At 38.0% G+C, this 25,589-nt stretch carries 23 protein-coding genes and 2 pseudogenes; 11 read left to right on the forward strand and 14 right to left on the reverse strand.

Annotation, left to right across the window (positions count from 1 at the left end; translation table 11 throughout):
- Positions 1-15: 15 nt before the first annotated feature.
- The 3 genes from recO to panB are packed head-to-tail and all read left to right on the forward strand — an operon-like array spanning position 16 to position 2,458.
- The gene (gene recO / locus ACFIMA_RS01860; protein ID WP_375612947.1) at positions 16-762 is read left to right on the forward strand and encodes a DNA repair protein RecO; all 747 of its coding nucleotides are present in this window, start codon (positions 16-18) and stop codon (positions 760-762) included.
- A gap of 23 nt (positions 763-785) precedes the next feature.
- Positions 786-1,646 carry a pantoate--beta-alanine ligase gene (gene panC, locus ACFIMA_RS01865; protein ID WP_375612946.1) on the forward strand — a complete coding sequence of 287 codons (861 nt, stop codon included), beginning with the start codon at positions 786-788 and terminating at the stop codon, positions 1,644-1,646.
- Positions 1,643-2,458: a 3-methyl-2-oxobutanoate hydroxymethyltransferase gene (gene panB, locus ACFIMA_RS01870; RefSeq protein ID WP_375612945.1), complete on the forward strand. Its 816-nt coding sequence runs from the start codon at positions 1,643-1,645 to the stop codon at positions 2,456-2,458. The genes panC and panB overlap by 4 nt, the downstream gene beginning before the upstream one ends.
- A 98-nt stretch (positions 2,459-2,556) precedes the next feature.
- Here panB and ACFIMA_RS01875 read toward each other — a convergent pair.
- From ACFIMA_RS01875 to ACFIMA_RS01885, 3 genes and pseudogenes are all read right to left on the reverse strand, one after another.
- Positions 2,557-2,698: pseudogene (locus ACFIMA_RS01875) on the reverse strand (integrase); the annotation flags it as partial.
- Between the two features lie 351 nt (positions 2,699-3,049).
- Positions 3,050-3,667 carry a YfbR-like 5'-deoxynucleotidase gene (locus ACFIMA_RS01880; protein ID WP_375693040.1) on the reverse strand — a complete coding sequence of 206 codons (618 nt, stop codon included), beginning with the start codon at positions 3,665-3,667 and terminating at the stop codon, positions 3,050-3,052.
- Positions 3,660-4,532: a YgfZ/GcvT domain-containing protein gene (locus ACFIMA_RS01885; protein WP_375693041.1), complete on the reverse strand. Its 873-nt coding sequence runs from the start codon at positions 4,530-4,532 to the stop codon at positions 3,660-3,662. Before ACFIMA_RS01885 ends, ACFIMA_RS01880 begins: the two co-directional genes overlap by 8 nt.
- Before the next feature lie 64 nt (positions 4,533-4,596).
- Between ACFIMA_RS01885 and ACFIMA_RS01890 the strand changes: the two genes are divergently transcribed.
- Positions 4,597-5,925, forward strand: a complete 1,329-nt coding sequence (locus tag ACFIMA_RS01890; protein WP_375693042.1) for a dihydroorotase — start codon at positions 4,597-4,599, stop codon at positions 5,923-5,925.
- A gap of 417 nt (positions 5,926-6,342) precedes the next feature.
- On the opposite strand, the gene ACFIMA_RS01895 is transcribed toward ACFIMA_RS01890, so the two are convergent.
- Positions 6,343-6,711, reverse strand: a complete 369-nt coding sequence (locus tag ACFIMA_RS01895; protein ID WP_375612942.1) for a TIGR02301 family protein — start codon at positions 6,709-6,711, stop codon at positions 6,343-6,345.
- A 499-nt stretch (positions 6,712-7,210) separates the two neighbouring features.
- Here ACFIMA_RS01895 and cysS point away from each other — a divergent pair, with 499 nt between their 5' ends.
- The 5 genes from cysS (at position 7,211) to pssA (ending at position 13,104) form a co-directional block, all read left to right on the forward strand.
- Positions 7,211-8,719, forward strand: coding sequence for a cysteine--tRNA ligase (gene cysS, locus ACFIMA_RS01900; protein ID WP_375693043.1), 1,509 nt, complete (start codon positions 7,211-7,213; stop codon positions 8,717-8,719).
- Positions 8,720-8,769: 50 nt separating this feature from the next.
- Positions 8,770-9,441, forward strand: a complete 672-nt coding sequence (locus tag ACFIMA_RS01905) for a DUF421 domain-containing protein (RefSeq protein WP_375631812.1) — start codon at positions 8,770-8,772, stop codon at positions 9,439-9,441.
- Positions 9,442-9,556: 115 nt separating this feature from the next.
- Positions 9,557-11,440: an ABCB family ABC transporter ATP-binding protein/permease gene (locus ACFIMA_RS01910; protein ID WP_375612940.1), complete on the forward strand. Its 1,884-nt coding sequence runs from the start codon at positions 9,557-9,559 to the stop codon at positions 11,438-11,440.
- Positions 11,441-11,557: 117 nt separating this feature from the next.
- Positions 11,558-12,256, forward strand: a complete 699-nt coding sequence (locus ACFIMA_RS01915) for a phosphatidylserine decarboxylase (protein WP_375612939.1) — start codon at positions 11,558-11,560, stop codon at positions 12,254-12,256.
- An 8-nt stretch (positions 12,257-12,264) separates the two neighbouring features.
- Positions 12,265-13,104, forward strand: coding sequence for a CDP-diacylglycerol--serine O-phosphatidyltransferase (gene pssA / locus ACFIMA_RS01920; RefSeq protein ID WP_375661827.1), 840 nt, complete (start codon positions 12,265-12,267; stop codon positions 13,102-13,104).
- Between the two features lie 70 nt (positions 13,105-13,174).
- On the opposite strand, the gene ACFIMA_RS01925 is transcribed toward pssA, so the two are convergent.
- The 10 genes and pseudogenes from ACFIMA_RS01925 to rpsF form a co-directional block, all read right to left on the reverse strand.
- The gene (locus tag ACFIMA_RS01925) at positions 13,175-13,924 is read right to left on the reverse strand and encodes an SDR family NAD(P)-dependent oxidoreductase (protein WP_375620812.1); all 750 of its coding nucleotides are present in this window, start codon (positions 13,922-13,924) and stop codon (positions 13,175-13,177) included.
- A 2-nt stretch (positions 13,925-13,926) separates the two neighbouring features.
- Positions 13,927-15,420 (reverse strand): amidophosphoribosyltransferase, encoded by a 1,494-nt coding sequence (purF, locus tag ACFIMA_RS01930; protein WP_375631714.1) that lies wholly within the window; start codon positions 15,418-15,420, stop codon positions 13,927-13,929.
- Positions 15,421-15,502: 82 nt separating this feature from the next.
- Positions 15,503-16,078 carry a CvpA family protein gene (locus ACFIMA_RS01935; RefSeq protein WP_375629260.1) on the reverse strand — a complete coding sequence of 192 codons (576 nt, stop codon included), beginning with the start codon at positions 16,076-16,078 and terminating at the stop codon, positions 15,503-15,505.
- Positions 16,079-16,220: 142 nt separating this feature from the next.
- Positions 16,221-17,597 carry a DNA repair protein RadA gene (gene radA / locus ACFIMA_RS01940; protein ID WP_375612937.1) on the reverse strand — a complete coding sequence of 459 codons (1,377 nt, stop codon included), beginning with the start codon at positions 17,595-17,597 and terminating at the stop codon, positions 16,221-16,223.
- 6 nt (positions 17,598-17,603) lie between these two features.
- Positions 17,604-18,539, reverse strand: a pseudogene (locus ACFIMA_RS01945) (DnaB-like helicase C-terminal domain-containing protein); the annotation flags it as partial.
- A gap of 611 nt (positions 18,540-19,150) precedes the next feature.
- The gene (locus ACFIMA_RS01950) at positions 19,151-20,641 is read right to left on the reverse strand and encodes a replicative DNA helicase (protein WP_375610161.1); all 1,491 of its coding nucleotides are present in this window, start codon (positions 20,639-20,641) and stop codon (positions 19,151-19,153) included.
- A 595-nt stretch (positions 20,642-21,236) separates the two neighbouring features.
- Positions 21,237-21,833, reverse strand: a complete 597-nt coding sequence (rplI, locus tag ACFIMA_RS01955) for a 50S ribosomal protein L9 (protein WP_273791080.1) — start codon at positions 21,831-21,833, stop codon at positions 21,237-21,239.
- A 25-nt stretch (positions 21,834-21,858) separates the two neighbouring features.
- Positions 21,859-22,839 carry a hypothetical protein gene (locus ACFIMA_RS01960; RefSeq protein ID WP_375629257.1) on the reverse strand — a complete coding sequence of 327 codons (981 nt, stop codon included), beginning with the start codon at positions 22,837-22,839 and terminating at the stop codon, positions 21,859-21,861.
- Between the two features lie 149 nt (positions 22,840-22,988).
- Positions 22,989-23,237, reverse strand: a complete 249-nt coding sequence (gene rpsR, locus ACFIMA_RS01965; protein ID WP_012754957.1) for a 30S ribosomal protein S18 — start codon at positions 23,235-23,237, stop codon at positions 22,989-22,991.
- Positions 23,237-23,644, reverse strand: coding sequence for a 30S ribosomal protein S6 (rpsF, locus tag ACFIMA_RS01970; RefSeq protein WP_375612935.1), 408 nt, complete (start codon positions 23,642-23,644; stop codon positions 23,237-23,239). Before rpsF ends, rpsR begins: the two co-directional genes overlap by 1 nt.
- 335 nt (positions 23,645-23,979) lie before the next feature.
- Between rpsF and ACFIMA_RS01975 the strand changes: the two genes are divergently transcribed.
- Both ACFIMA_RS01975 and fabD read left to right on the forward strand, forming a co-directional pair.
- A complete protein-coding gene (locus tag ACFIMA_RS01975) occupies positions 23,980-24,567 on the forward strand; it encodes an undecaprenyl-diphosphatase (RefSeq protein ID WP_375612934.1) in 588 nt (195 codons plus the stop codon).
- A gap of 77 nt (positions 24,568-24,644) precedes the next feature.
- Positions 24,645-25,589, forward strand: a complete 945-nt coding sequence (gene fabD, locus ACFIMA_RS01980; RefSeq protein WP_375612933.1) for an ACP S-malonyltransferase — start codon at positions 24,645-24,647, stop codon at positions 25,587-25,589.

Raw genomic sequence — 25,589 nt, forward strand, 5'->3', positions numbered from 1 at the left:
AATAATTAAAGTAAAATGAAGTGGAAAGAACAAGCCGTTATACTTGGTACACGCCAATATGGTGAAACAAGTGTTATTCTTGAGATTATGACACGTGAACATGGTCGTTATATGGGAGTGGTAAAAGGGGGGCGCTCGCGTCGCATGGCAGCTCTTCTTCAACCTGGAAATTTTGTGGAGGCTGAATGGTGGGCTCGTTTAGACGAACATTTGGGACTTTTTCGGCTTGAAGCTCTTGATTTACATGCGGCACGATTAATCTGTCTACCAGAAGCACTTTATACTTTGCAATTGATAGCTTTTCATTTGCGGCTTCTTCCCGAACGTGATCCGCACCCCATTTTATATGATATTTTACACCTTTTTATGCAGAATTTTGATGAACCATTTGTAAATGCAGAATTGCTTGTACGTTTTGAAATGCGGCTTCTTGAAGAACTTGGTTTTGGTCTTGATTTATCTTGTTGTGCTGCAACAGGTCGTCAGGAAAGGCTTCATTACGTATCACCAAAATCTGGACGGGCTGTCTGTGAAGAAGCAGGGGAACCTTGGAAAAAAAAGCTTCTCATTCTACCACAGTTTCTTGTACAAAGAACGACTCGTCCTGCTGATTTTAGTGACATAATAAATGGTTTTATACTGACGGGTTTTTTTCTTATGCGTCATGTCTGGGAGCCACGAGATATAAAGCAGCCGTCAGTGCGCATGAATTTGATACAATTGTTTGAGCGTCAATTTGGTGTACAGGCATTAATTGGTTGATCTGATGATAATTGAATGGGAAAATGAGAATTTTAAAGACAATTGCTGAAGTCCGCCAATATACTTCAGAGGAACGACGTTTAGGTTTTTCGATTGGTTTTGTTCCAACAATGGGGGCATTGCATGATGGACATCTTGCATTAGTACAGTATGCAAGAGCAATGTGTGATCGCGTAGTGGTTTCTATTTTTGTCAATCCAAAGCAATTTGGACCTCATGAAGATTTTTCTCAATATCCAAGAGATTTGAAGGGCGATTGTGCTTTGTTAAAAGAAGCAGGTGTTGAATGTGTTTTTGCTCCTTCTGTCGATGAAATGTGGCCACTGGGGAATGATACAATTGTACAAGTGAAAAAATTATCACGTATTTTGATGGGAAAATTACGTCCGGGGCATTTTTGTGGTGTAACAAGCGTTGTTGCTAAACTTTTTAACATTGTCCAACCAGATAAGGCTTTTTTTGGGGAAAAAGATTTTCAACAAATTTTAATTATTCGGCGTATGGTTGAAGATTTGGCTTTTCCTATTGAAATCGTTGGAGTTCCTATTCTACGGGAGTCAGATGGTGTAGCGTGTTCTTCACGCAATCAGCTTTTAACATTAGAAGATCGTAAAGCTGCCAAAATTATTCCTGAAAGTGGAAAAGCTGCTGAAAAGCTTTATCATGAAGGTGAACGGTCGGTTGATAAATTATGCAAAACTGTTCGTGATATTTTACAACAAGAAACGCGTGCAATCATTGAAGCGATAGATTTACGGGATATGGAAACTTTATGCGTGGTTAAAGGAACATTGAATAAACCAGCAGTTTTACTTCTTACTGTCCGCTTTGGTGAGATAAGGCTGATTGATCAATATATATTGCAAGAGAAGGGTGGAAAATGAGTGTACATAAAACCGTAAAGCGTATAACATCTTCCGAAATACGTGCACGAAAGGGACAACAGCCAATTGTTTCTTTAACAGCTTATCAAGCTTATACTGCGCGGATTGCTGATCCATATTGCGATATCCTTTTGGTTGGTGATAGCGTTGGGATGGTTGTGTATGGGTTTGAGACAACGCTTCCTGTTAATTTAGATATGATGATTTCACACGGGAAAGCCGTGGTGCGTGGATCTCAAAAAGCTCTTGTTGTTATTGATATGCCTTTTGGTTCTTATGAGGAAAGTCCAGAGCAAGCTTTTTTAAATGCATCGCGCATTCTTGCACAAACGGGGTGTGGTGCAGTTAAGCTTGAAGGGGGCGTTTATATAGCCGAAACAGTAGATTTTTTGTGTAAACGTGGCATTCCAGTGATGGGGCACATTGGTCTTACACCCCAAGCAATGAATCGTTTTGGTGGTTTTAAAACACAAGGACGCAAGGAGAATGATTGGCAAAGAATTGAAGCAGATGGAGCAGCGATTGAAGAGGCAGGTGCTTTTGCTGTTGTTTTAGAAGCAATGGTTGAACCTTTAGCGGTGAAACTGACAGATAAGCTTTCTATCCCTACGATCGGTATAGGGGCGTCCAATCAATGTGATGGGCAAGTATTGGTTATGGAAGATATGTTGGGCTATGGTTCTCATGTGCCAAAATTTGTACGCCGTTATGGAGACCTTGAACAAGCGATGGAAACTGCAATAAAGAATTATGCAGAGGATGTCACATCTCGTGCTTTCCCAGCGGATAATGAAGTTTATAAACTAAAATAAACTTCAGTTTAAGATGAAAGGTTTGACAAGAGAACATTTGTTATTTTGATAATGAATGTGCATTTTTAATATATTTTGTATGCAATTTGAACTGTGATTTTTTCCATTTCTTTAATGAAGTCACGCCTCTCATGCAAAACAGAACGCCATTGGGTCGCTAATTCACGTGCTTTTTTAAAGAAAGCTTTCTTAAGGTACTCAACCTATTTCGCGACGGCGTTCGTGAATAGTATAGTGGTAAGTCCCTTATGAAGTGTATAAAATTTATAGAGTACTCCCGTCTTTACGCTTCATAAGAGAGCAAGCCGGCATCATCACACACTTTGCCAATTTTCAATGCTGCGACAGCGCTTAGCACTTGAGATGGTTCATAAGAAGCATTTTAACTCTTTCTTTAAAAAATTTTACCCACACGCCAGACCCGCTTGTGGTGTGCAAGAGAATGATTTTGATTGATTCAATATAAACAGATTTGAAATGAGTGAAGCTTACGATATTAGGAGCTCTCATTCAAAATGAAAAAACAATGAATTATTATTATAAGTCAGTGTGATGATTCTGTAATGACAAGGAATCAACAATGCGAAGGGGCTATAATCTTTGGACATCCAAGTCATTAAAGCGCGTTAAAAATGCGTTTTCAATGTGTTGGGTAGAATAGGGGGATAAATTAAGATCATCGGGTAGAATATTATTGGGAGAGCCAAAATAGCGAAAGGCTTCTTCTGTATTAAATCCAGCAAGCGTAATCGCTTCATAATAGGCAGCAATACGGTCGGCTTGTTTAATTTTTTTTAAAAGTTTTTGAGAAAGATCAACGGGAAGAGAAAAGCGCATGTGGATAGCATCTTGGATGCGCTTTTCAACGCGTTCATATTGTTTTCCTATGACAGCTTTAAAAGGGGAAATCATATCGCCGATGACATATTCTGGAGCATCATGAAGAAGGGCATAAAGACATTCGTTGCTTCCCGATTGTGGAAAAAGTTTTTGAAATATTTGTTCAACCAAAAGTGAATGTTGTGCAACAGAATAGGCATGCTCTCCTCGTGTTTGACCGTTCCAACGTGCTACGCGAGCAAGTCCATGGGCAATATCTTCAATTTCAACATCAAAAGGAGAAGGGTTGAGAAGATCAAGTCGCCTTCCAGAGAGCATTCTTTGCCAAGCGCGGGCTTCTCCATTTTTTAATAATTCAGCTTTAGCCATGAGTGTTTTCTATAGTATTTTCAGGAAAGGTAAAATTCATATTTTCAGCAATGCTTATAGTGACAGGAATGTTTTTTACAGTAAAGGGGATGTTATGATCCATAGCATCTTTGACATGGTCAATACGCATTAAAGCAAGAGCCTCATTTTCTACACATGTTCCCAAGTAGCCAAGCGCTTTTGTTCCTGCTTCAATGCTAGATTGAGGGGTTAATTTACACTGGCCTTTTACAATAAAAATACGGCGACGTGCTGCACGGCGGTGGTGCATTCGTGAAACAATTTCTTGTCCAATATAACATCCTTTATTGAATGCAAGTCCATTGATTTGATCGTAATTAATATCATGAGGAAAGACTTTGCCAATTTCATAGTCTTGATCACTTTCCGCAATTGCATAACGGATACGCAATTGATTCCATGTGTCATGATATTCTGAAGTTAAAAAAGGTTTTTTGCCATAGATTCGTATTATTTCTTCTTTTTGTGGGAAGCGTTTATCAACAAAACTTGAATCAAAATTTAAAGCATCTGATTCATTATTCAAAGAAACTGTAACAAGCTCTTGGAATGGTTGTGTAATTTCTACTTTTTTGCGCAGCTTATAGAGCAACAGACGCTTATGGAGCGTATCAGCTAAAGGCATCCTGATATCAATCAGGTAACCATCTTCTTTTTTTCCGATAAGAAAATCAGCAAGAACCTTTCCTTGTGGGGATAAAAGGGCTCCAGGGAAAAGTTCCTGTGGACTGATTTTTTTTACATCTGTCGTGATCAGGGATTGTAGAAAATCTGTTGCTTCTTCGCCTGTAATTTGAATAAGTCCGCGGTTTTTTAAGCAAATGGCATTTTGTTTTTCAATCATGGTTCTTGCCTTTCTGCTCAAAGTTACATAATCGATAAGTGAGCAATATGTAAGGAGCGTGGTTATGTTTAAAACATTTGATACAATTTTTAAAGGTGCAACACTTGTGAATCATGATGGAAGAAGCAAGCGTGATATTGGTATTACAAATGGTCGTATTGCTGAAATAGGCGACCTTACATGTGCATCGGCTAGTGAGGTCATTGATTGTACGGGGCTTCATATTTTACCAGGAATTATTGATAGCCAAGTGCATTTTCGTGAGCCAGGAAATGAATATAAGGAGGATTTGGAAAGTGGCTCGTATTCTGCTGTGTTAGGGGGTGTTACGGCAGTTTTTGAAATGCCTAATACCAATCCATTGACAACATCAGAAGAAACATTAAGCGATAAGGTTCAACGCGCATTTCATCGAATGCATTGTGATTTTGCATTTTGGGTTGGAGGAACGCGTGAAAATGCTCATGAACTATCTGAATTAGAAAGACTTCCTGGTGCGGCTGGAATTAAAGTCTTTATGGGGTCCTCTACCGGTGATCTTTTGGTTGATGATGATGAAAGTGTACGCCTTATTTTGAAGAATACACGCCGTCGTGCGGCTTTTCATTCTGAAGATGAGGCGAGGCTCAAAGAGCGTAAAATATTGCGTATTGAAGGGGATGCATCGTCACATCCGATTTGGCGTGATGAAGTTGCGGCATTAAAATGTACGCAGCGTTTGGTAAAAATTGCTCATGAGACGAAGGCTCGGATTCATGTGTTACATCTTTCGACAGAAGAAGAAATTGATTTTCTAAAAAAACATAAGGATGTTGCAACAATTGAAGTGACACAACATCATTTGACGCTCACGGCTGATGATTATAAGAAGTTTGGTACATTAATTCAGATGAATCCGCCTATTCGTGAGCCGCGCCACCGTGACGCTCTTTGGTACGGTGTTCAACAAGGAATTATTGATGTCTTAGGTTCAGATCATGCGCCTCATACTCTTGAAGAAAAACTTCAACCTTATCCCTCTTCACCTTCAGGTATGACAGGCGTGCAAACAACAGCAGCAATTATGTTGACATATGTGAATGCAGGAAAAATATCTCTTGAACGTTTTGTTGATCTCACTTCACATGGCCCTAGTCGTATTTTTGGTATAAGTTGTAAAGGGCGCATTGCTGTTGGGTTTGATGCTGATTTAACCATTGTTGATCTTAAGCGAGAAGAAATTATTACGAATAGCTTAATTGGTTCGCGTACCGGTTGGACACCTTATGATGGTCAAAAAGTTAAAGGTTGGCCTGTTGGGACTATTATCCGTGGTATGCGCGTTATGTGGGAAGGTGAAATTGTTACACCTTCACAAGGAGAGCCTGTTAAATTTATGGAAACTTTGGTGTAAACAAATTAAAATTATAAGTATGCCGTAAAATACCATCTTTTAGAGTGGTGATATAGGGTATGTCAGCCTCTTTGGTACATAAGTGTTTTTTTAATGCGAGGTGAATATTCTTAGGCTTGTTTGTAGAAACTATGCAGCAAATTACATGTGTTAGAAGCCAAGAGAAACCTTGTTCAACAAGAACCTAGATTATTTACAGAGCAAATTTAGTTAAAAATCTTTGTCCGTTAAAGTGTGGGGAGGAAGCCAAAGAACAGTTTTGTATGGGGAAAAAGGCGCATATGAATAAAAGCGTATCAAGACATTATTCTTTAAACGTCTCTCTATTTTCAGAGCTGGTTTATTGCTCCCCGCATTTGTGAAAGGAGTATCATTGATATCGCTAAGATTGAGAGAGCTACTTTTTGTATAGATTAATTATTTATAATGCATGAGGAGGTTTTCAGATAAAATTCTTCCTTCCTCAATGTATCTTTGGTTGGCTTCAATGGCTGCTTGTGTACAATGATGATAATTTTCTGAGAAAGCACGATACGCTTCATTAAACGCTTCATAAAAATAAGCACGTCTTTGTGGAATGGGGCGTTCTGCTTCAATCAGTGCATTCATATAGTCATACCATTGGTTTGTTGGAGGCTCGCAAAGATTTTGGAGAGAATGCAATGATCCCAAAATTTCTGCTAGTCGGAGTAATTTTTTTTCATAAGGTGGAGATTGTTGTGCAAAGGTTGGCATTGAAATGACAAGAAATATTAAAATAATGATGTTCATCAATCTATACCGCATTATTTTTATTGCTTTCTTTGAATAAAAATCTGTAAAGATAAAATAATTTTGTCATGAGAACGGTGTAAAAAAATAAAGTTAATTGCTACATTATTCTCAATTATTGATTATAAAATATAGGGCGTAAGAGGCAGTAAGGAACCCATTGTGGAATATTGAAAATACTGACGAAGCTTTGTGTGGTTAAAAATTTAAGATTTTCTGCCTGCAAGCTATCTATTTTTCACATAGATTTATATTGTATTGCCTATAGATTTTTTTCTAAGCTCATTTTCTTTAAGGAGAGAACGCATCTCTAATGATAGAACGCTTTTGTCCAATCAAATAAAATAGATTGTTTTTATGATAAACGATGAATACAGCCGTAAATACAATGGGAAAATGGTAAGAAGAATTTACTATAAGATACAAGTTTTTAGCTTAAACCGCGTAATACAATGATTTGAGATAAGATACATCTAAAAGGATCGGTGCATAATATCGTCCATGGAGTCAATAAATGAAAGAGTTGCGATTTTATAATACGCTAACACGTAAAAAAGAAAAATTTACACCAATAGATGCGACAAGAGTACGCCTTTATGTTTGTGGACCGACAATTTATGATTATGCGCATATAGGAAATGCACGTCCTGTTATTGTTTTTGATATTTTATTTCGCTTATTGCGTCATGTTTATGGCAATGAGCATGTTCTATATGCACGTAATATTACAGATGTCGATGATAAAATTAATGCACGAGCAGCTAGCGAATATCCAAACGTATCATTGAATGAGGCTATTCGTCACTTAACAGAACGTACATATTCTCAGTTTCAACAAGATACCATAGCACTTGGTTGTCTGTTGCCAACCAGTCAGCCACGCGCCACTGAGCATTTAGAGGAGATGCGCTCTTTAATTGAAAGGTTGCTTGAAAAGGGGCACGCTTATGAAGCCGAAAATCATATATTATTTTCTGTAAGTAGCATAAAAAATCCTCCCCATTATGGGGCATTTGCAAATCGTTCTTTAGATGAAATGAGGGCGGGGGCGCGTATCGATGTTGCTGCTTATAAAAGGGAAGAGATGGATTTTGTTTTGTGGAAGCCTTCTGTGGAAGGAGAACCAGGTTGGGAATCACCGGGCGGAATTCCTGTTTTAGGTCGTCCAGGTTGGCATATTGAATGTTCTGCAATGTCAATGGCAAAGTTATTAGCGCCCTATGGCGGTGGTTTAACCTGTGATGATCCGACCGCCAATGTTTTTGATATCCATGGTGGTGGAATTGATTTAATTTTTCCTCATCATGAAAATGAGATTGCACAAAGTTGTTCAGCTTTTGGGACGGAGCGAATGGCTAATTTTTGGATGCATAATGGTTTTTTACAAGTTGAAGGCAAAAAGATGTCGAAAAGCTTTGGCAATTTCATAACTATTCGTTCTGTTTTAGAGAATAATTTTGGGGAGTTTAATGGTATTTTAGCCGATGAAATGAAGCAAAATTGGGCTGGTTTGTCTGCGCGTTTTTCGATGTTGCAAACACATTATCGTGAACCATTAAATTGGACAGCTCAGCGTTTAATACAATCGAGCAGCGAACTGTATCGTTGGTATGAATGGCTTCGCAGCAAAAAGAGTGAGATGAAAAACAATGAAGCAATTGATGATACTTTGATAGATGCACTTAGTGATGATCTTAATACTCCAAAAGCACTGACTCTTTTGCGAAAATTTTATAAAGAAGGAAATGCTTTGGCTCTTCTGAATGGGATGAATTTATTAGGACTGTTAAGACAAGAATGGATTAAAGAAATAGATTGCCCATTATTTATGAGAAAAACTTTCCTTGATACAAAATTTATTGATCAGCGCATTGCCGAAAGACTAAGACTTATCCATAATAAAGAGTGGGAAGCTGCGGATACAATTCGTGATGAGCTTGCAGCCGAGGGGGTTCTTTTAAAAGACAGTAAGGATCCGCAGAGTGGTGAGCGCATAACTGTGTGGGAAATAAAGCGACACTAAAGCGACACTAATGTCTCTATTCCAGCAGCTCCATAAAAAAGGAGAATATGATGGAATTTTTATATCATTATGGGTATGTTGCACTAAAACTAGTTGTAGGACTTATCGCTTTCCTCTTGATTTTAAGAACCACAGGTCGTGGTAGTCTTAGTCAAATGACGCCAGTTGATTTGGTAAGTAATTTTGTCATGGGAAGTATTATTGGAGGCGTTATTTATAGTCCGGATGTTAGCAGTATTCAATTGTTGATTGTCTTATTTATTTGGCAGACTTTAGTCACATCTCTTAATTTTCTGATGCGCTATTCAGTTTTTTTTCGTCGTCTCATTGCAGGACGACATATTGCATTGGTTTTAGATGGAGTATTTCAAGTGGATAAGATTAAAAAATTAGGTATCAGTGTGAATGATCTGATTACAATGTTGCGCATTAAAGGCTGTAGTTTACATGAAGCTGCTTTCGTTCGTTTAGAAACCAATGGCGATTGTTCCGTTATTAAAAAGGAAGAAGGAAAGAAGTCTATCATTTTAATACAAAATGGTGAAATTCTTGATAAGGGGCTGAAAGAGATTGGTAAAACAAGAAAGTGGCTTCATGCAGAACTGAAAAAAAAGCGTGTAAAGTCTGAGAATTTATTTGCGGCAGAGTGGTATGAAAATACAGATCCAAATAATAAATTGTATAGTGGATTATTTCTTGTTCCTTTTTCAAAAACAGTCTAACTTCAAAAAACAGGTAGGTATAGCTTATTGGAAGCCGTAATGAAGAGATGAATCTATAAATAACCACAGAGGGTATTTTGCCTGTTTGTGCGGATGATAGAGAAGTAAGGACTTTATGAAACGCAATGAAATGACAAAAACTGTATCATCAGATACAGGGAAGACTCTGCACACACTTTACAATTTATGGCCCTATATGTGGCCGGTAGGTCGGCGTGATCTAAAAATGCGTGTGCTATGGGCAATATTTTATCTTGTTTTGGCTAAGCTCGTTCTCATATCTGTACCGTATTTATTTAAATATTCTACGAATGTGCTTGATTCAAGCTTTCAGCTACCTGAATGGTTCCCATCCAGTTGGATTATTCCCATCATGCTCGTTTTGGCATACAATGTCGCGCGTATTATGCAGGCTGGATTAAATCAATTACGCGATTCCCTGTTTGCCACTGTTGGTCAATATGCTGTTCGTCAATTAGCTTATAAAACCTTTGTACATATGCATGAGTTATCTTTGCGATTTCATTTGGAACGCCGAACAGGTGGGCTTTCTCGTGTGATTGAGCGTGGAACAAAAGGAATTGAAGCGATCGTAAGATTTTCAATTCTTAGTACAGTACCGACAGTTTTAGAATTTATATTAACGGCACTGGTATTTTACATAAGTTATGGGTGGCATTATCTTCTCATCGTTGTTGCAACGGTTGGATTATATATCTTGTTTACCATTAAGGCGAGTGATTGGCGTATTCGTATTCGGCAAAAAATGAATACAGCGGATACTGAGGCGAATACTCGCGCTGTTGATTCTCTTTTGAATTTTGAAACGGTCAAATATTTTGGTAATGAAACTCTAGAAGCCGATCGTTTTGATGCTTCTATGGTAGGTTATGAAAAAGCCGCAACAAAGATTTGGACATCTTTAAGCTGGCTTAATTTTGGTCAGACTCTTATCTTTGGTATTGGAATGACGATCATGATGCTGATGTCAGCTTATGAAGTTTTTTATAAGACACAAACTTTAGGAGATTTTGTTTTTATTAATGCGCTTTTAATGCAACTTTCCATTCCACTAAATTTTATTGGTTCAATGTATCGTGATATTCGACAAGGTTTAACGGATATTGAAGCAATGTTTGATCTTTTAGATGTTCAGAAAGAGATCGTTGATAAATCGGATGCTAAACCGTTAGAGATAAGCGATGGGACCATTTGTTTTCATCAGGTAAAGTTTTCCTATGATTCGAGACGTCAGATTCTCAGAGATATTGATTTTGAAGTTCCTGGAGGAAAAACAGTCGCTATTGTCGGTCCATCAGGTGCCGGTAAATCTACTATTTCTCGGTTGCTTTTTCGGTTTTATGATGTTGATGCAGGCTCTATCACAATTGATGGGCAGGATATTCGTGACGTAACACAAAAGAGTTTGCGTGAAGCGATTGGCATGGTCCCACAAGATACGGTGTTATTTAATGATACAATTGCCTATAATATTTGCTATGGGCGTCCAAGTGCTACAGATGAAGAGATGCGCAAAGCTGCTGAAATGGCACAAATATCAAAATTTATTGAAATTTTACCGGAAGGTTTTCAGTCTATGGTAGGAGAGCGAGGTCTCAAATTATCAGGTGGTGAAAAACAACGCGTGGCTATTGCTCGGACACTTTTAAAAGCTCCTCCACTTCTTATTCTAGATGAAGCAACGGCGGCTCTTGATACGGCGACGGAACAGGAAATTCAACAAGCATTGGATATTGTAAGCCGTGGACGTACAACATTGATTATTGCGCACCGTCTTTCTACTGTTATCAATGCGGATGAAATTTTAGTTCTTAAAAGTGGTCGTATTATTGAAAATGGGACGCATACAGAGCTTTTACGCAAGAAAGGTCTCTATGCTTCAATGTGGAATAAGCAGCTTGAAGCATCGCAAGCAGAAGAAAAATTACGTAAAATGCGTGAAGAAGATGAGACGAGTGTTGTTAATCGTAAAAAATAAATAGAGCAAAATGTAATCTATATCTTTATATGGAGTGATTGATTAAATACATAAAAAGACACAAGAGGAACAAAAAGCTTTGTTGCTTGTTTAAGTTTACGATGAATAGGAAATTATATGAGTATTCTGCAATCTTTCCATAATAGCTTTGTAACGGTTCATAAAGAAGGTTATCCTTTTATTGTAGCGTTTTTTGTTATTTCGCTCATTCTTGGTTGGATATGGAGTCCGTTGTTTTGGTTTGGTCTCGTTCTCACGGTGTGGTGTGTATACTTTTTCCGTGATCCAGATCGTGTGATCCCTTTGAATTCAAATTGGGTTATGTCGCCTGCAGATGGGCGTATTTCATTTGTGGAATCATGTGTTCCACCTGAAGAATTAGGATTAGGGAAAGATGAAATGATCCGTATTTCCATTTTTATGGATGTTTTTTCATGCCATATTAATCGTATTCCTATCAGTGGTACAGTAGAGTCTATCGTTTATCATCCAGGTCGATTTACCAATGCTGACTTTGATAAAGCTAGTCAGTTTAATGAGCGTAATGGGGTGGTAATTGATAGCAAACATGGTAAAATTGGTGTCGTACAAATAGCGGGAATGGTTGCGCGCCGGATTGTTTGCTGGTCAAAAGAAAACGATGCCGTTATGACTGGTGAGCGATTTGGATTGATTCGTTTTGGTTCTCGCCTTGATGTTTATATACCAACTGAAATGAAATTGCGTGTTGCAGTTGGACAGACAGCAATTGCTGGAGAAACAGTTTTGGGTTCTTTTGATGATAAGAGTGCCACAACGGACTTCAGATACGATTAGGACTCACAATGAAAAATTTTTCGCCATTTTCTTCATTCAATCCTGAGGGGCAGCATGATGAAGGTGCAAATCGGCGACGTTCACCTACATCAATGCGGTATGTCATTCCCAATATCATTACTATTTTAGCAATTTGTGCAGGGATGAGCAGTATTCGTTTGGCTTTTGAACATCGCTATGAAGCTGCTATTTTAATGGTGCTTTTGGCCGCAGTTTTAGATGGTGCTGATGGTCGCATTGCCCGTTTAATAGATGGTAGTTCATCTTTTGGGGCACAGATGGATTCTCTTGCTGATGTTATAAATTTTGGTGTTACCCCTGCACTCATTGTTTATTCTTTTATCTTGAATCAAGCGAATCATATTGGGTGGGTTGCTGCCCTTGTTTATTGTGTTGCTTGTTGTTTGCGATTAGCACGTTTTAATGTGATGTTAGATAACCCCAATATACCTAAGTGGCAGAGAAGTTATTTTGTTGGTGTTCCAGCACCAGCAGGAGCATTATTACTTTTATTGCCTACCTATTTAGGCACTCTTGGTTTGGTCCCCAATTGGGGGTGGGCATTATTTTTTAGTCTTTATACTGTAATTATTGCTTTTCTTTTGATTAGTCGTTTACCGGTATGGAATGCAAAAACAATTGATCAAAATTTAAGGCGCGATATCGTTATACCTTGCATGTTGGTCATTGTTATTTATGTCGGTTTTCTTGCGACTTACACATGGGAAACTTTATTGATTACAGCTGTTAGCTATATGATTTTTCTCCCTTGTAGTTTTATCGCTTATAATAAACGTGCTACTTTAGAAGAGAAAAAGGCTGATGCTAAAGCTATCCAAGAATTATAAAGTGCTTCATTCTTCTGTCGAAAAGCACAGGAAAAAGAGAGAGTCAAACGATTTACTTCTCATATGATGATCAATCAGGTACATGATAATCTACAAACCGATTTTTATGGACATTAAAGAGTTTTCCAGTTTCCTTTAAATCAGGTGATAACAAATGGACTATCTTTTTTGCAACCTCTTGTGGTGAAGGAAGAGTTTGTGGATCTTCACCGGGCATAGCTTCAGCGCGCATGGCAGTGCGTGTGGCACCCGGGTTGACACAATTAATCTTAATAGGGGTTTGTTTGAGTTCTTCTGCCCAACAGCGGGCAATCACCTCTAAAGCCGCTTTAGAGGCTGCATAAGCTCCCCAGAAAGGGCGCGCAGCATGCGCAACGCTTGAGGATAACAGGATGGCTCGTCCAGCATCAGATTCACGTAATAAAGGCTCAACGGCTTTCATTAAGCGCCATTGGCTGAAAAGATTTATTTGAAAAACATCTTCAAATACCGTGTTTTCTATATGCGCTATTGGTGAGAGTGTTCCAAGAATTCCTGCGTTTGCAACGATAATATCAAGTTTTTTCCAGCGTTTGGCAATTGAGATAGCAAGGGTATCGATGTTTTCCATATGATGCAAGTCAAGGGGAACAAGGGTTGCATGAGCTCCTTTTTCTCGGATTTGATTATCTAATTCAGTAAGTCCACTGACTGTTCGTGCAAGAGCAATAATATGAGCGCCGCGTGCAGCAAGCTCGAGTGCCAAATAATAGCCAATCCCTCTTGATGCGCCAGTAACAAGTGCAACACGCCCATGGAGACTAAAGTCACGTTTTGTCATCATTAATCTCTTGTTTTAAGAACAGATGATTGATGAATTTTGGAGAGATTTTCTTGATCAACCAGATGCGTAGGATAATATCCAGTAAAATAATGGTCAGTAAATTGTGGATCGGCGTTATTCCGTTTTTCCCCTGCTACAGCAAGATATAATCCATCCGTTGAAAGAAATTCTAATGAATCCGCTCCAATAAAATCACACATAGATTTTAAATCTGGATATTGATTTGCTAAAAGGTTTTCAGCTTTAGGTGTATCAATACCATAAAAGTCAGGATAAAAAATCATAGGGCTAGAAATGCGCATATGAACTTCTTTTGCTCCTGCATCGCGAAGCATTCGTACAATTTTAAGGGATGTTGTTCCACGCACAATAGAGTCATCAACCAGAATAACACGTTTTCCTTCAATCACAGGACGGTTTGCCGAATGTTTTAACTTGACGCCAAAAGCGCGAATTTGTTGTGTTGGTTCGATAAAAGTGCGGCCAACATAGTGATTACGAATAATACCAAGCTCGAAGGGAATTCCAATTTCTTGTGCATAGCCAATTGCGGCAGGTGTTCCTCCGTCAGGAACAGGAACTACAACATCACCCTTACAGGGGGCTTCTTGTGCTAAACGAATTCCCATATTTTTACGTGTTGTATAAACACTACGCCCTCCAACGATTGAGTCCGGGCGGGCAAAATAAACATATTCAAATAAACAAAGCTTTTCTGGTGTCTCATTTTCTGGTTTTATAATTTTTTTCGTAATTTCCCCATTTTTTTGTATTTCACATATGATGATTTCTCCATTTTTAACATCACGGACATATTTTGCTCCAATAATATCAAGAGCACAAGTTTCAGAACAAAAGATAGGCTTACCATCAAGTTCCCCCATCACGAGAGGTCTAATTCCTGTTGGATCGCGTGCCGCAATAAGCTTTGTACGTGTGAGCGCTAACATAGCATACCCACCTTCTACTTGCCGAATCGCATCAACAAAACGATCAGAGGACGATTCATAACGTGAGCGGGCGATAAGATGGAGAAAAACTTCTGAATCTGACGTTGATTGACAGATAGCACCAGAAGCGATGAGTTCACGGCGTAATGTGAGACCATTGGTAAGATTACCATTATGCGCAATAGCAATACCTCCAACTTTCAATTCAGCAAAAAGGGGTTGAACATTGCGTAATGCCACTTCTCCAGTTGTTGAATAACGGGTATGTCCAATAGCACGATTTCCTGGTAAGCGGGCAAGTGTTGCAGGGTTTGTATAGTGATCGCCAACAAGACCTAAATGCTTTTCTTGATGAAATATTTTATTATGGTAAGAAACAATCCCAGCTGCTTCTTGCCCACGATGCTGAAGTGCGTGGAGTCCAAGAGCTGTTAATGTTGCAGCATCTTCATGCCCAAGAATACCAAAAACTCCACATTCTTCATGAAGGGTATCATCATCTAATGAAAATTCTTGACAGAAAACATCGCTTTTTATCATCATATTCTTTCAGTTGTGATATGGAGGAATCATTAATATCACATTTTACATCATTTAGTTCTCTTTCCTCATGAAAAACTATTCTCTATTTTTTGAAAATTATCTTTTCATGAGAGTGTTGCTCATACGTATGTTTATTGCTGTCTTTAAACAAATTTTCCGTCTTTTCGAGAACAGATCCAATATCTTTGGGGAGTATTTCCCAAACTTTTTGTCCTAATGAATCTAAAATAGGCCTTGTTTTTGCATTTTTTAACCAATTCGCTTGAAGCTCGGGTTTAATCAGTGCATTAAGCAGTAACATACCGATGACCATGATAAGTAAACCACGAAGTGCTCCAAAAATAAAACCAATAGCACGGTCAAGGATACCAATTCGACTATCAATAATAAAATCAGAGATCTTCATTGTAATAATTGAAGTAATAATGAGAACAATAATAAAAATTGTGACCAATGTTGTGATCAATGCAATCATTTTATTAGAGAGATATTGTTCAAAGAAAGGTAAGACAGGTTTGAATAAAAACAGTGTCGTAACAGCTGCAACTGCCCAAGAAATCAACGATAACACTTCACGTGAAAATCCTCGAAGCATAGCAAGAAAAGCGGACAACAGGATGATTACTACGACAATTCCATCAAGGATTGTTATGATCATTTGTTTGTTCCTTATACATAAAGTTGTGTTCTTTTAAGTCTGTGTGCAAATATATTTTTTGTTATGCCATTTTTTGTTCTTATAGCAAGGATCTTTTGTATTTTATAGAGTTTTTTCTATATTATCATATCTGTGGTGCAGATCATTTTTTACTTACGGTAAGAGTAGCAACGAGTTCGGGAAGGTCGGAGAAAGTTTTTTGTTGAAAGTTGAGCGACTTCATCATTTCGGTTGTTGTTGTGGGGTGAAAGGCTCCTTGAAAGCCGAGTTTTTTTGCTTCATTGATGCGCTGTGCTGAATGTGCAACAGCGCGGGTAGCTCCTGAAAGACTGACTTCACCAAAATATACATAATCCGTTGGCAATGCGATATTGGCAAGAGAAGATACCAAAGCAGCGGCTACAGCTAAATCAGCAGCAGGTTCTGATATGCGATATCCACCTGCCACGTTCAGATAGACATCATGCTGTCCAAAACGAATGCCACAATGAGCTTCTAAAACGGCAAGAATCATAGAAAGGCGATTTCCATCCCATCCGACAACCGCACGTCTTGGTGTCCCAAGGGAAGAAGGAGCAACAAGCGCTTGAATTTCTACGAGTATCGGGCGTGTCCCTTCCATTCCTGCAAAAACAGCAGCGCCTGGTGCTTTTTCATTACGTTCCCCTAAAAATAATTCAGATGGATTTATCACTTCGCGTAATCCTTTATCAGACATTTCAAAGACACCAATTTCATCTGTTGGTCCGAAGCGATTTTTTACAGTTCTAAGAATGCGATAATGATGTCCTCCTTCACCCTCAAAATAGAGAACGCCATCAACCATATGTTCAACGACTCGAGGACCAGCAATTTGTCCATCTTTTGTAACATGCCCAACAAGAACAACGGCGGCTCCTGTTTTCTTGGCAAAGCGGATCATTGCCTGAGCACCGATACGTACTTGTGTGACAGTGCCAGGTGCTGAATCTGCTGTATCTGACCATAGGGTTTGAATCGAATCGATAATCACCATATCAAGGTTTTTATGTTCGCTTAAGGTTGCCAGAATATCTTCAACATTGGTTTCAGCAGCAAGTTTCACTTCTGTATTGTTAGCTTCAAGCCTTTGTGCGCGCAGACAAATTTGCGCAATAGCCTCTTCACCTGAAACATAGATGACATTATATCCTTTACGTGATAAAGCAGCGGCTGTTTGTGTCAGCAATGTTGATTTACCAATACCCGGATCACCTCCAACAAGGAGTGCTGATCCACGGACAAAGCCCCCACCGGTAACACGATCAAGTTCAGCAATACCAGAATGAATACGTGGAGCATCTTCGATATTTCCAGAAAGAGATGTGAGTGTGACAATGCGTCCTTTACGAGCATTTTGCTTAGGACCACTTCCTATGCCGCTATTTATAGTTTCTTCGATAAGGGAATTCCATTCCCCACAAGCGCTACATTTTCCTGCCCAACGGGAATGGATGGTTCCGCAATTTTGACAGATAAATTGAATACGATTACGCGCCATGTCGATTTAACCAATTTGCTCTGGAAGGTAATTGCTATCGGCCAGATCACTAAAGCGTGTGAAATCAGATTGAAAGGCAAGGGGCACGATTCCTGTCGGCCCATGGCGCTGTTTTGCAATAATAACGTCAGCTTTTCCACAAACTTTATCCATTATTTCTTGCCATTTCATATGTTCAAGGCTACCGAACTTTGGTTCTTCATTTTTGAGGTAATATTCTTCACGATAGACAAATAAAACGATATCGGCATCTTGCTCAATAGAACCAAATCCACCTAAATCTGAAAGTTTTGGGCGTTTATCTGTTCTGTTTTCAACTTGATGTGAAAGTTGTGAAAGAGCAATAATAGGGATATTTAATTCTTTCGCTAAGGCTTTTAATTCTGCAGTGATTTCTTGAATACGATATTCAGATGTGTATTTTAAATCACTTGTCATGAGTTGGATATAATCAATAATTAAGACATCCAAACCATGTTTTTGCTTGAGACGTCGAGCACGGGCAGCCAGTTGTGAAACTGATATTCCTCCAGTTTGATCAATATAAAGGGGTGCCTTTTGGAGATGATTTACCGTACGAATAATTTTTGAAAATTGTTCATCTGAAATATGACCACGTCGAATATCAGAAGAAGAGACTTCCGTTTGTTCAGAAATAATACGTGTTGCAAGCTGCTCTGAGGACATTTCAAGTGAGAAGAATCCCACAATGCCGCCTTCATTTTCTTGGATATTACCATTATAATTATAAGCATTGGCAATATTAAAGGCAATATTGGTAGCAAGTGAAGTTTTACCCATACCAGGACGTCCCGCAAGGATAATTAAGTCGGATGGTTGTAATCCTCCCATTTTTTCATCAAGTGTTTGAATATGAGTCGCTATCCCTGATATTTGCGAAGAGCGCTTTTTTGCAGCACTTGCTATATCAACAACTCTTTTGATAGCGTCATCAAGACTGTCAAATCTACTATCGCAGTCTTCTTTTTTTTCTAGCATAATTATACACTTTCCTTTTGTTAGATATCAGTTTTTATGCAATTTTATATCAAGAATATTTTGCATGTTGTAGAATTTTCTCTGTGCTGTATTATTTAAAACACTGCTTGTTTTTTATATTGCGGTAATTAGGGTAATTTTTCAGATAGATTAGAAAATATTTTTGTTAAAAGGTTAGAGGTTGTCCTATAAAGAGGAAAGTTTCTGATATTCTACATAATAGTCAGCCTTGCACAACAGCAGCAATTATTTTTGAATTTAAAAACAAGAAAATGAGTGTCTTGTGAGAAGGAGTTTTTTTAAAGAAGGAACAATATAGAAAGATTTAGATTAGCTATGGATTTTAATATATGTACCCCACTTACAACATTAAGAGATGTGTTATCATTTCATGCAAGAAGAATGTTATTAAATAGCAAATACGGCGGCTAGAATCATTGAAAAATGATTCTTTGTAAGAAATTTCATTCTTGATAAGAACTACATTTTTTAATGAGAAGAATGGTTTCACAATTTTGACAGATAAATTGAATACGATTACGCGTCATGTTGATTTAACCAATTTGCTCTGGAAGATAATTACTATCGGCCAGATCACTAAAGCGTGTGAAGTCAGATTGAAAGGCAAGGGGAACGATTCCTGTCGGCCCATGGCGCTGTTTTGCAATAATAACGTCAGCTTTTCCAAAAGCTTTATCCATTATTTCTTGCCATTTCGTATGTTCCAAGCTACCTAGTTTTGGTTCTTCATTTTTGAGATAATATTCTTCGCGATAGACAAACAGAACGATGTCGGCATCTTGCTCAATTGAACCAGATTCACGTAAATCTGAGAGCTGTGGACGTTTATCTGTTCTATTTTCTACTTGACGAGAAAGTTGAGAGAGAGCGATAATAGGAATATTCAATTCTTTTGCTAATGCTTTTAATCCTGTGGTAATTTCTGTGATCTCTTGAACACGATTTTCTGATGAACGCTTTGAACTGCTTGTCATGAGTTGGATATAGTCAATAAACAAGATATCTAAACCATGTTGCCGCTTGAGACGCCGCGCACGAGCAGCTAATTGCGTAATTGATATTCCCCCAGTTTGATCAATATAAAGTGGTGCCTTTTGTAGTTGGTTCACCGCACGAATAATTTTTGAAAATTGTTCATCTGAAATATTGCCACGCCGAATATCAGAAGAAGAGACTTCTGTTTGTTCAGAAATAATACGGGTTGCAAGCTGTTCGGATGACATCTCAAGTGAGAAGAATCCCACAATGCCGCCTTCATTTTCTTGGATATTGGCATTACGATTATAAGCATTAGCAATATTAAAGGCAATATTGGTAGCCAGTGAGGTTTTACCCATACCAGGGCGGCCCGCAAGGATAATTAAGTCAGATGCTTGTAATCCTCCCATTTTTTCATCAAGTGTTTTAATATGGGTGGCTATCCCTGATAATTGTGAAGAGCGCTTTTTCGCAGCACTTGCCATATCGATAGCTTTTTTAATAGCCTCATTAAAATTTTCAAATCCACCTCCATATTTCCCTTTTTCTGCTAGCTCAAATAACTGATTTTCAACAGTTTCAATTTGTTGGGTAGGCGTGAGTTCTACAGGAGCATCAAAGGCTGTATTGACAACTTGAGTTCCAAGGTTAATCAAAGACCGTCGGATAAAGAGATCGTAAATGACGCGTCCATAATCTTCAGCGTTAATAATAGTGACTGCCTCTGTGGCTAAGCGAACAACATATTGGTATACAGTAATATCTCCAATTTTTTCTTCCATTTGGATATAGGGCTTGATTGTAACTGGATCTACACGTTTTCCTATTTTAATAAGGTGAGATAAAACATGATAAATTTTTTGATGCAATGGTTCAAAAAAATGTTCTGGTTTTAGAAAATCTGAAACGCGGTCAAGAGAATCATTGTTGATAAAGATGGCACCAAGCAATGCCTGTTCAGCTTCAATATTATGCGGAAGTTGCCGAAAAGAAGGAGAATCCTCTTTCTTTGAAGAGCTGACATTAACAACGTTAGTTTCTTCCATAATATTTTTCCACTAAAATTCTAAGTCTAGCTACTTTAGGCGATAAATTGAAAATCGTATAATTAAAAGAATAGAGCTACAAATCTTCATTTTAAGTTAAAATTATATAATTTTTTAAAACTCTCTTTTCGTTCCTCATTTATCATTTATGTATTATTTATATAACGTCTATCTATTTTATTTTATAATATGTGATTTTAAAGTGGAAGTTTTACTACTCTAAATTTAAGTATTTTTAAGTTACTTAACCTTAAAATTCCAATATCTGTGTAAGTAGAATTATTTTTTTATAACTGAAATTATTTCAGATCATGTGAGGATATAATCAACTTAACGCTCATACAAACTTTAGCCTTAAGGGTAGAACTTTAAATTATTTTTGCTTTATATGCTGGAAAAAAAAAGACATTTCACTCTTAGTGATATTATCATTCTCGGCATGTAATGCCTTTAAATAATATATTTCTAATTCTTTCATAAAAATTAGGTTCTTTATGTACGATAGCCATAAAATACTCACTTTTAAAGTGTGAGTATTTTATGAGCGATATTTAAAATGGAATAAAAAATATAAAACAGAAAGCAAAAATAGCAATTAAGCTTCTTGATGAGAACTGTTTATATCGTTGTCATTAATTTCTTCTGCCAATAATTCTTCCTGACTTTCTTCTAATAATTCTTCTTGAATATTATATATTTCTTTAGCCGAAGTGAGGGTTTCACCTTCTGCTTGGCGTTGTGCTTCACTGGTAGAACGCGCAACATTAATAATCACAGAAATTTGAACCTCTGGATGTAAGCTAAGAGTGATAGTGTGAAGACCGATCATTTTTATTGGATGATTAAGTTCGATTTGATTTCTTCCAATAGAAAAGCCTTCATCTGTTATGATTTCAGCAATATCACGTGTTGACACAGAACCATAAAGTTGTCCTGTTTCACCAGCAGAACGAACAACAATGAATGATTGTCCATCAAGTTTTTCAGCAATTTTTTGCGCTTCGCTTTTGCGTTCAAGATTACGTGCTTCAAGTTGTGCACGTTGTACCTCAAAATGTTTTTTATTAGCTTCATTTGCGCGTAAAGCTTTACCTTGAGGCAAGAGAAAATTACGCGCATAACCATCTTTAACTGAGACAATATCACCCATCTGACCAAGACGAGGAATGCGCTCAAGTAAAATAATATCCATAGTTTTTCCTTTCGAACAAATAAATTTAGTGGAGTTTTTTGCGTGATTGAAAATTGTATTGAATAGCAGCCCAAATTCCCATCAAAAGCATCATGAAAACAATAGGTGGAGTAAAAACGACTGTAAAAATAGCAATATAAACAAGAGAAAGTATAATAATCCGACCGTTTACCCCTTTTGTAATATTGTGAAGATATGCTAGACCGCTAATTAATATGATGACAATGTATGCAGTACTAAAGACACGGGTACTCAAGTTAAGAGAAGCGCTCAACTCAATCATCGATGCTATGCAAACAATAATAAAAATAATAATTCCAGAAATTGGAAGGCGGAGAGTTTGGCTCCAATCATCACGGGGTCTTTTCAGCCATTTCATATGTTGTGCTGCTATCATGGAAAAGTAAAGGTTACCAATGAGAAAAACCAAACTATAAATAGTCAAAGAAAAAGCAGTAAAAGTTGCTGTATGCGTCATTAAAAGCTCATTAAAAGCGCGTATATCGGCTTCTTTTATTGACTGTGTTTGTTGCAGAGTTTGTGCTATGTTTTCGGTGATTTTTTTTGCAACGATGGGTGTGGAAGGACGTGTTTGAACATAGAGCCCAATGAAAGTTGCTATAAGAGCGATAAAATTAGTTAAATGAAAAATAACCGATGATAATGGATACCATATCAGTTCGTTTTCTTTTTGCGCTGGTCGTGCAAGCCCAAGAAGCCAAGAAGCATAGACAGCAGGAAGGAAAAATAAGAACATAAAGCCAAGAGCAATATAGGTATTAGTGGTTATGATAAGAACAACAGTAGCACTTATGAGGGCGATGAGACTGGCTAATGTTCCTTGACCGAACGCAACAATAAAAATTGGCAATGAAAGAAAGCAGCCAAGAAGAAGAGAAAAAAAGGGCGCGATATTTGCAACACTGATGATTGCCAGTCCTATCACAACAGCAAATAATCCTGCCAAAATACCGGTTAATATCTCATAAGTACGATTTTTTTTCATTTATTGCTGTCCTGCTTTCTGCAGTTAGAGGCGTGTCAATACCCCAACTTTGACATTTAATAGCTTAACATAGGATACAACAAGCTATTTTTTAACCATATAAGAAAAGCAACTGGAGAAACTCTCCAGTTGCATAGCGTATTGATTGCTTACTTTATAACGTACGGAAGTAAGCCTAAAAAGCGAGCACGTTTGATAGCATTAGCTAATTCACGCTGTTTTTTCTGACTAACAGCAGTAATCCGTGAAGGAACAATTTTCCCACGTTCGGAAATATAACGTTGTAACAACTTGATGTCTTTATAATCAATTTTGGGAGCATTGGTCCCTGAAAAAGGACATGTTTTACGACGACGATGAAAGGGGCGACGTGCAGAGTTTTGATTAGTATCAGTCATCATTCTACCCCTTCTATAGTATTTTCACGTTGACGACGTGGAAAACGAGGACGCTCTTCATCATGTCCAATGTGACTATTGCGATCAAGGTGTGAGAGCATAGCAGATTTTTCTTTTTCGTGTTTTTCTACGCGAATGGTCATATAACGCAAAATATCTTCATTGATGCGCATCTGACGCTCCACTTCAGCAATTGCTGAAGCTGGTGCATCAATATTGACTAAGACATAATAAGCTTTACGGTTTTTACGAATACGGTAAGCAAGAGGACGAAGTCCCCAATTTTCTATACGCCCAACTTTTCCACCATGCGCTTCAATGACACCTTTGTAGAGACTCAAAAGTTCATCAACTTGCTGCGGTGCAATGTCTTGTCGGGCAAGGAACATATGTTCATAAAGAGCCATTGTTTTGCCTTTCTTCAATTAAATTTCACCGGTTTTAGCGCAAAGCCTCTGCGACTTGTCTTTTTTGGAAATCCAAAGAAGAAAGGACGCGTTTACAATTCGAGACATCTCAGAGCGGAGATACGGGAGGCCGGAAACATTGTATTTCCTACTGATATTTTACAGCCCTCCGTTCAACCTCCAGCTAAAGTGCCGGCAACGAATATTTCATATCTACAGGTTATCTTTTAAAATAGCAAGTTTATGCACATAAAAAAATTGATTTGTTAAATCTTGATATATTTCCTTCTTCTACAAAAAGATAATACTGTAATATAAAGGCAAAGGAGGGAAAAATGGACTTTTTAAACCAGATTGATGTTACACTCTTTGAAATGTTTGTCGGCAATCATCAAGCTTGGTCGATTGTAGTTTTGTTTAGTATTTTTTGTGCAAAGTTTTTAATTTATATTATTCCTCTCCATCTTTGTGCGTTGTGGTTTTGTGGTGGGGAGAGGGAACGGTGTGTTGTGCTAAGCATTTGCATGAGTATTTGTGCATCTCTTTTCATAGGTTATCTCATTTCTCTTTTTTATTTTCATCCTCGCCCATTCGTGGTAGGGCTGACGACACCGCTTATTCAACATCGTGCAACAGCTTCTTTTCCTAGTAATCATGCCTTGACCATTGCATCTTATGCAGCTAACTTTTATTTTTACCGATACAAAGTTACTTTTAAATTTGCCACCGTATTTTTGTGTTTGATCTGTTGGGCGCGCATCTTTGTGGGTGTACATTATCCCTTTGATATTTTAGCAGGTGCACTTTTAGGAAGTCTCATAAGTTTGGGTGTTATTCAGTTTATAGCACCCTATTTTCCTAAGTTTTTATATCAAATTCCGCCCTTAAAATATAATTTTAGGTGTGGTATTCGTTTTAAATAAAGGGCTTTATATTGATTTGTGCGGATGAATAAGGTCAAAAGAAAATAATTTAATTGTACAGTTTTAGGAGTTGATAAATGGGTGCAGCTTTTATTTTTCCAGGGCAGGGGAGTCAACTTGTTGGTATGGGGAAAGCGCTTGCAGAGCAATTTATTGTCGCACGGATGGTTTTCGAGGAAGTTGATGATGCTTTGGGTGAGAAATTATCAAAGATCATTTTTGAAGGACCAGCAGATGTTTTAACGTTAACAGCAAATGCACAACCGGCATTAATGGCTGTATCTATGGCTGTCATTCGTGTGATGAAACAATTAGGGCTTCGTATAGAAGAAAAGGTAAGGTTTGTTGCTGGTCATTCTTTAGGCGAATATTCGGCTCTTTGTGCTGCTGGTACATTTACTCTCACAGATACGGCAAGACTTTTGCGTATTCGTGGCAATGCTATGCAGGCTGCTGTCGCGGTTGGTGAAGGTTCTATGGCTGCATTAATTGGTTTAGAAGAGCACATTGTGGAAGAAATTTGTGAAACTGTTTCTGGAGAAGGACTATGTCAGATTGCTAATGATAATGGTGGTGGGCAAATTGTTATTTCCGGTAAAGCAAAAGCAGTTGAGGCAGCGGTAGAGATTGCATCAACAAAAGGTGCAAAACGTGCACTTCTTCTTCCTGTTTCTGCACCTTTTCATTCATCTTTAATGCAACCTGCTGCTGATGCCATGAAGAAAGCACTTTTGACTGTTAACAAAATGTCCCCTATTGTTCCTTTGATTGCCAATGTTTCTGTTGCACCTGAGAGCAATCCAGAGCGTATTACTACTCTTCTTGTCCAACAAGTGACTGGGAGGGTGCGATGGCGTGAAACAATAGAATGGATCGCTGCTAATGGAGTTGATACGCTTTTTGAAGTTGGTTCTGGAAAAGTATTAACAGGTTTAACGCGTCGTATTAACAAAGATATAAAGGGGGTAACCATTGGAACAGTTGATGAAATAGAATCAGCGCTAGGTATGCTCGGCGTTTAA

The sequence above is a fragment of the Bartonella sp. AP88HLJMH genome (assembly GCF_042195605.1).
Taxonomy (GTDB): domain Bacteria; phylum Pseudomonadota; class Alphaproteobacteria; order Rhizobiales; family Rhizobiaceae; genus Bartonella.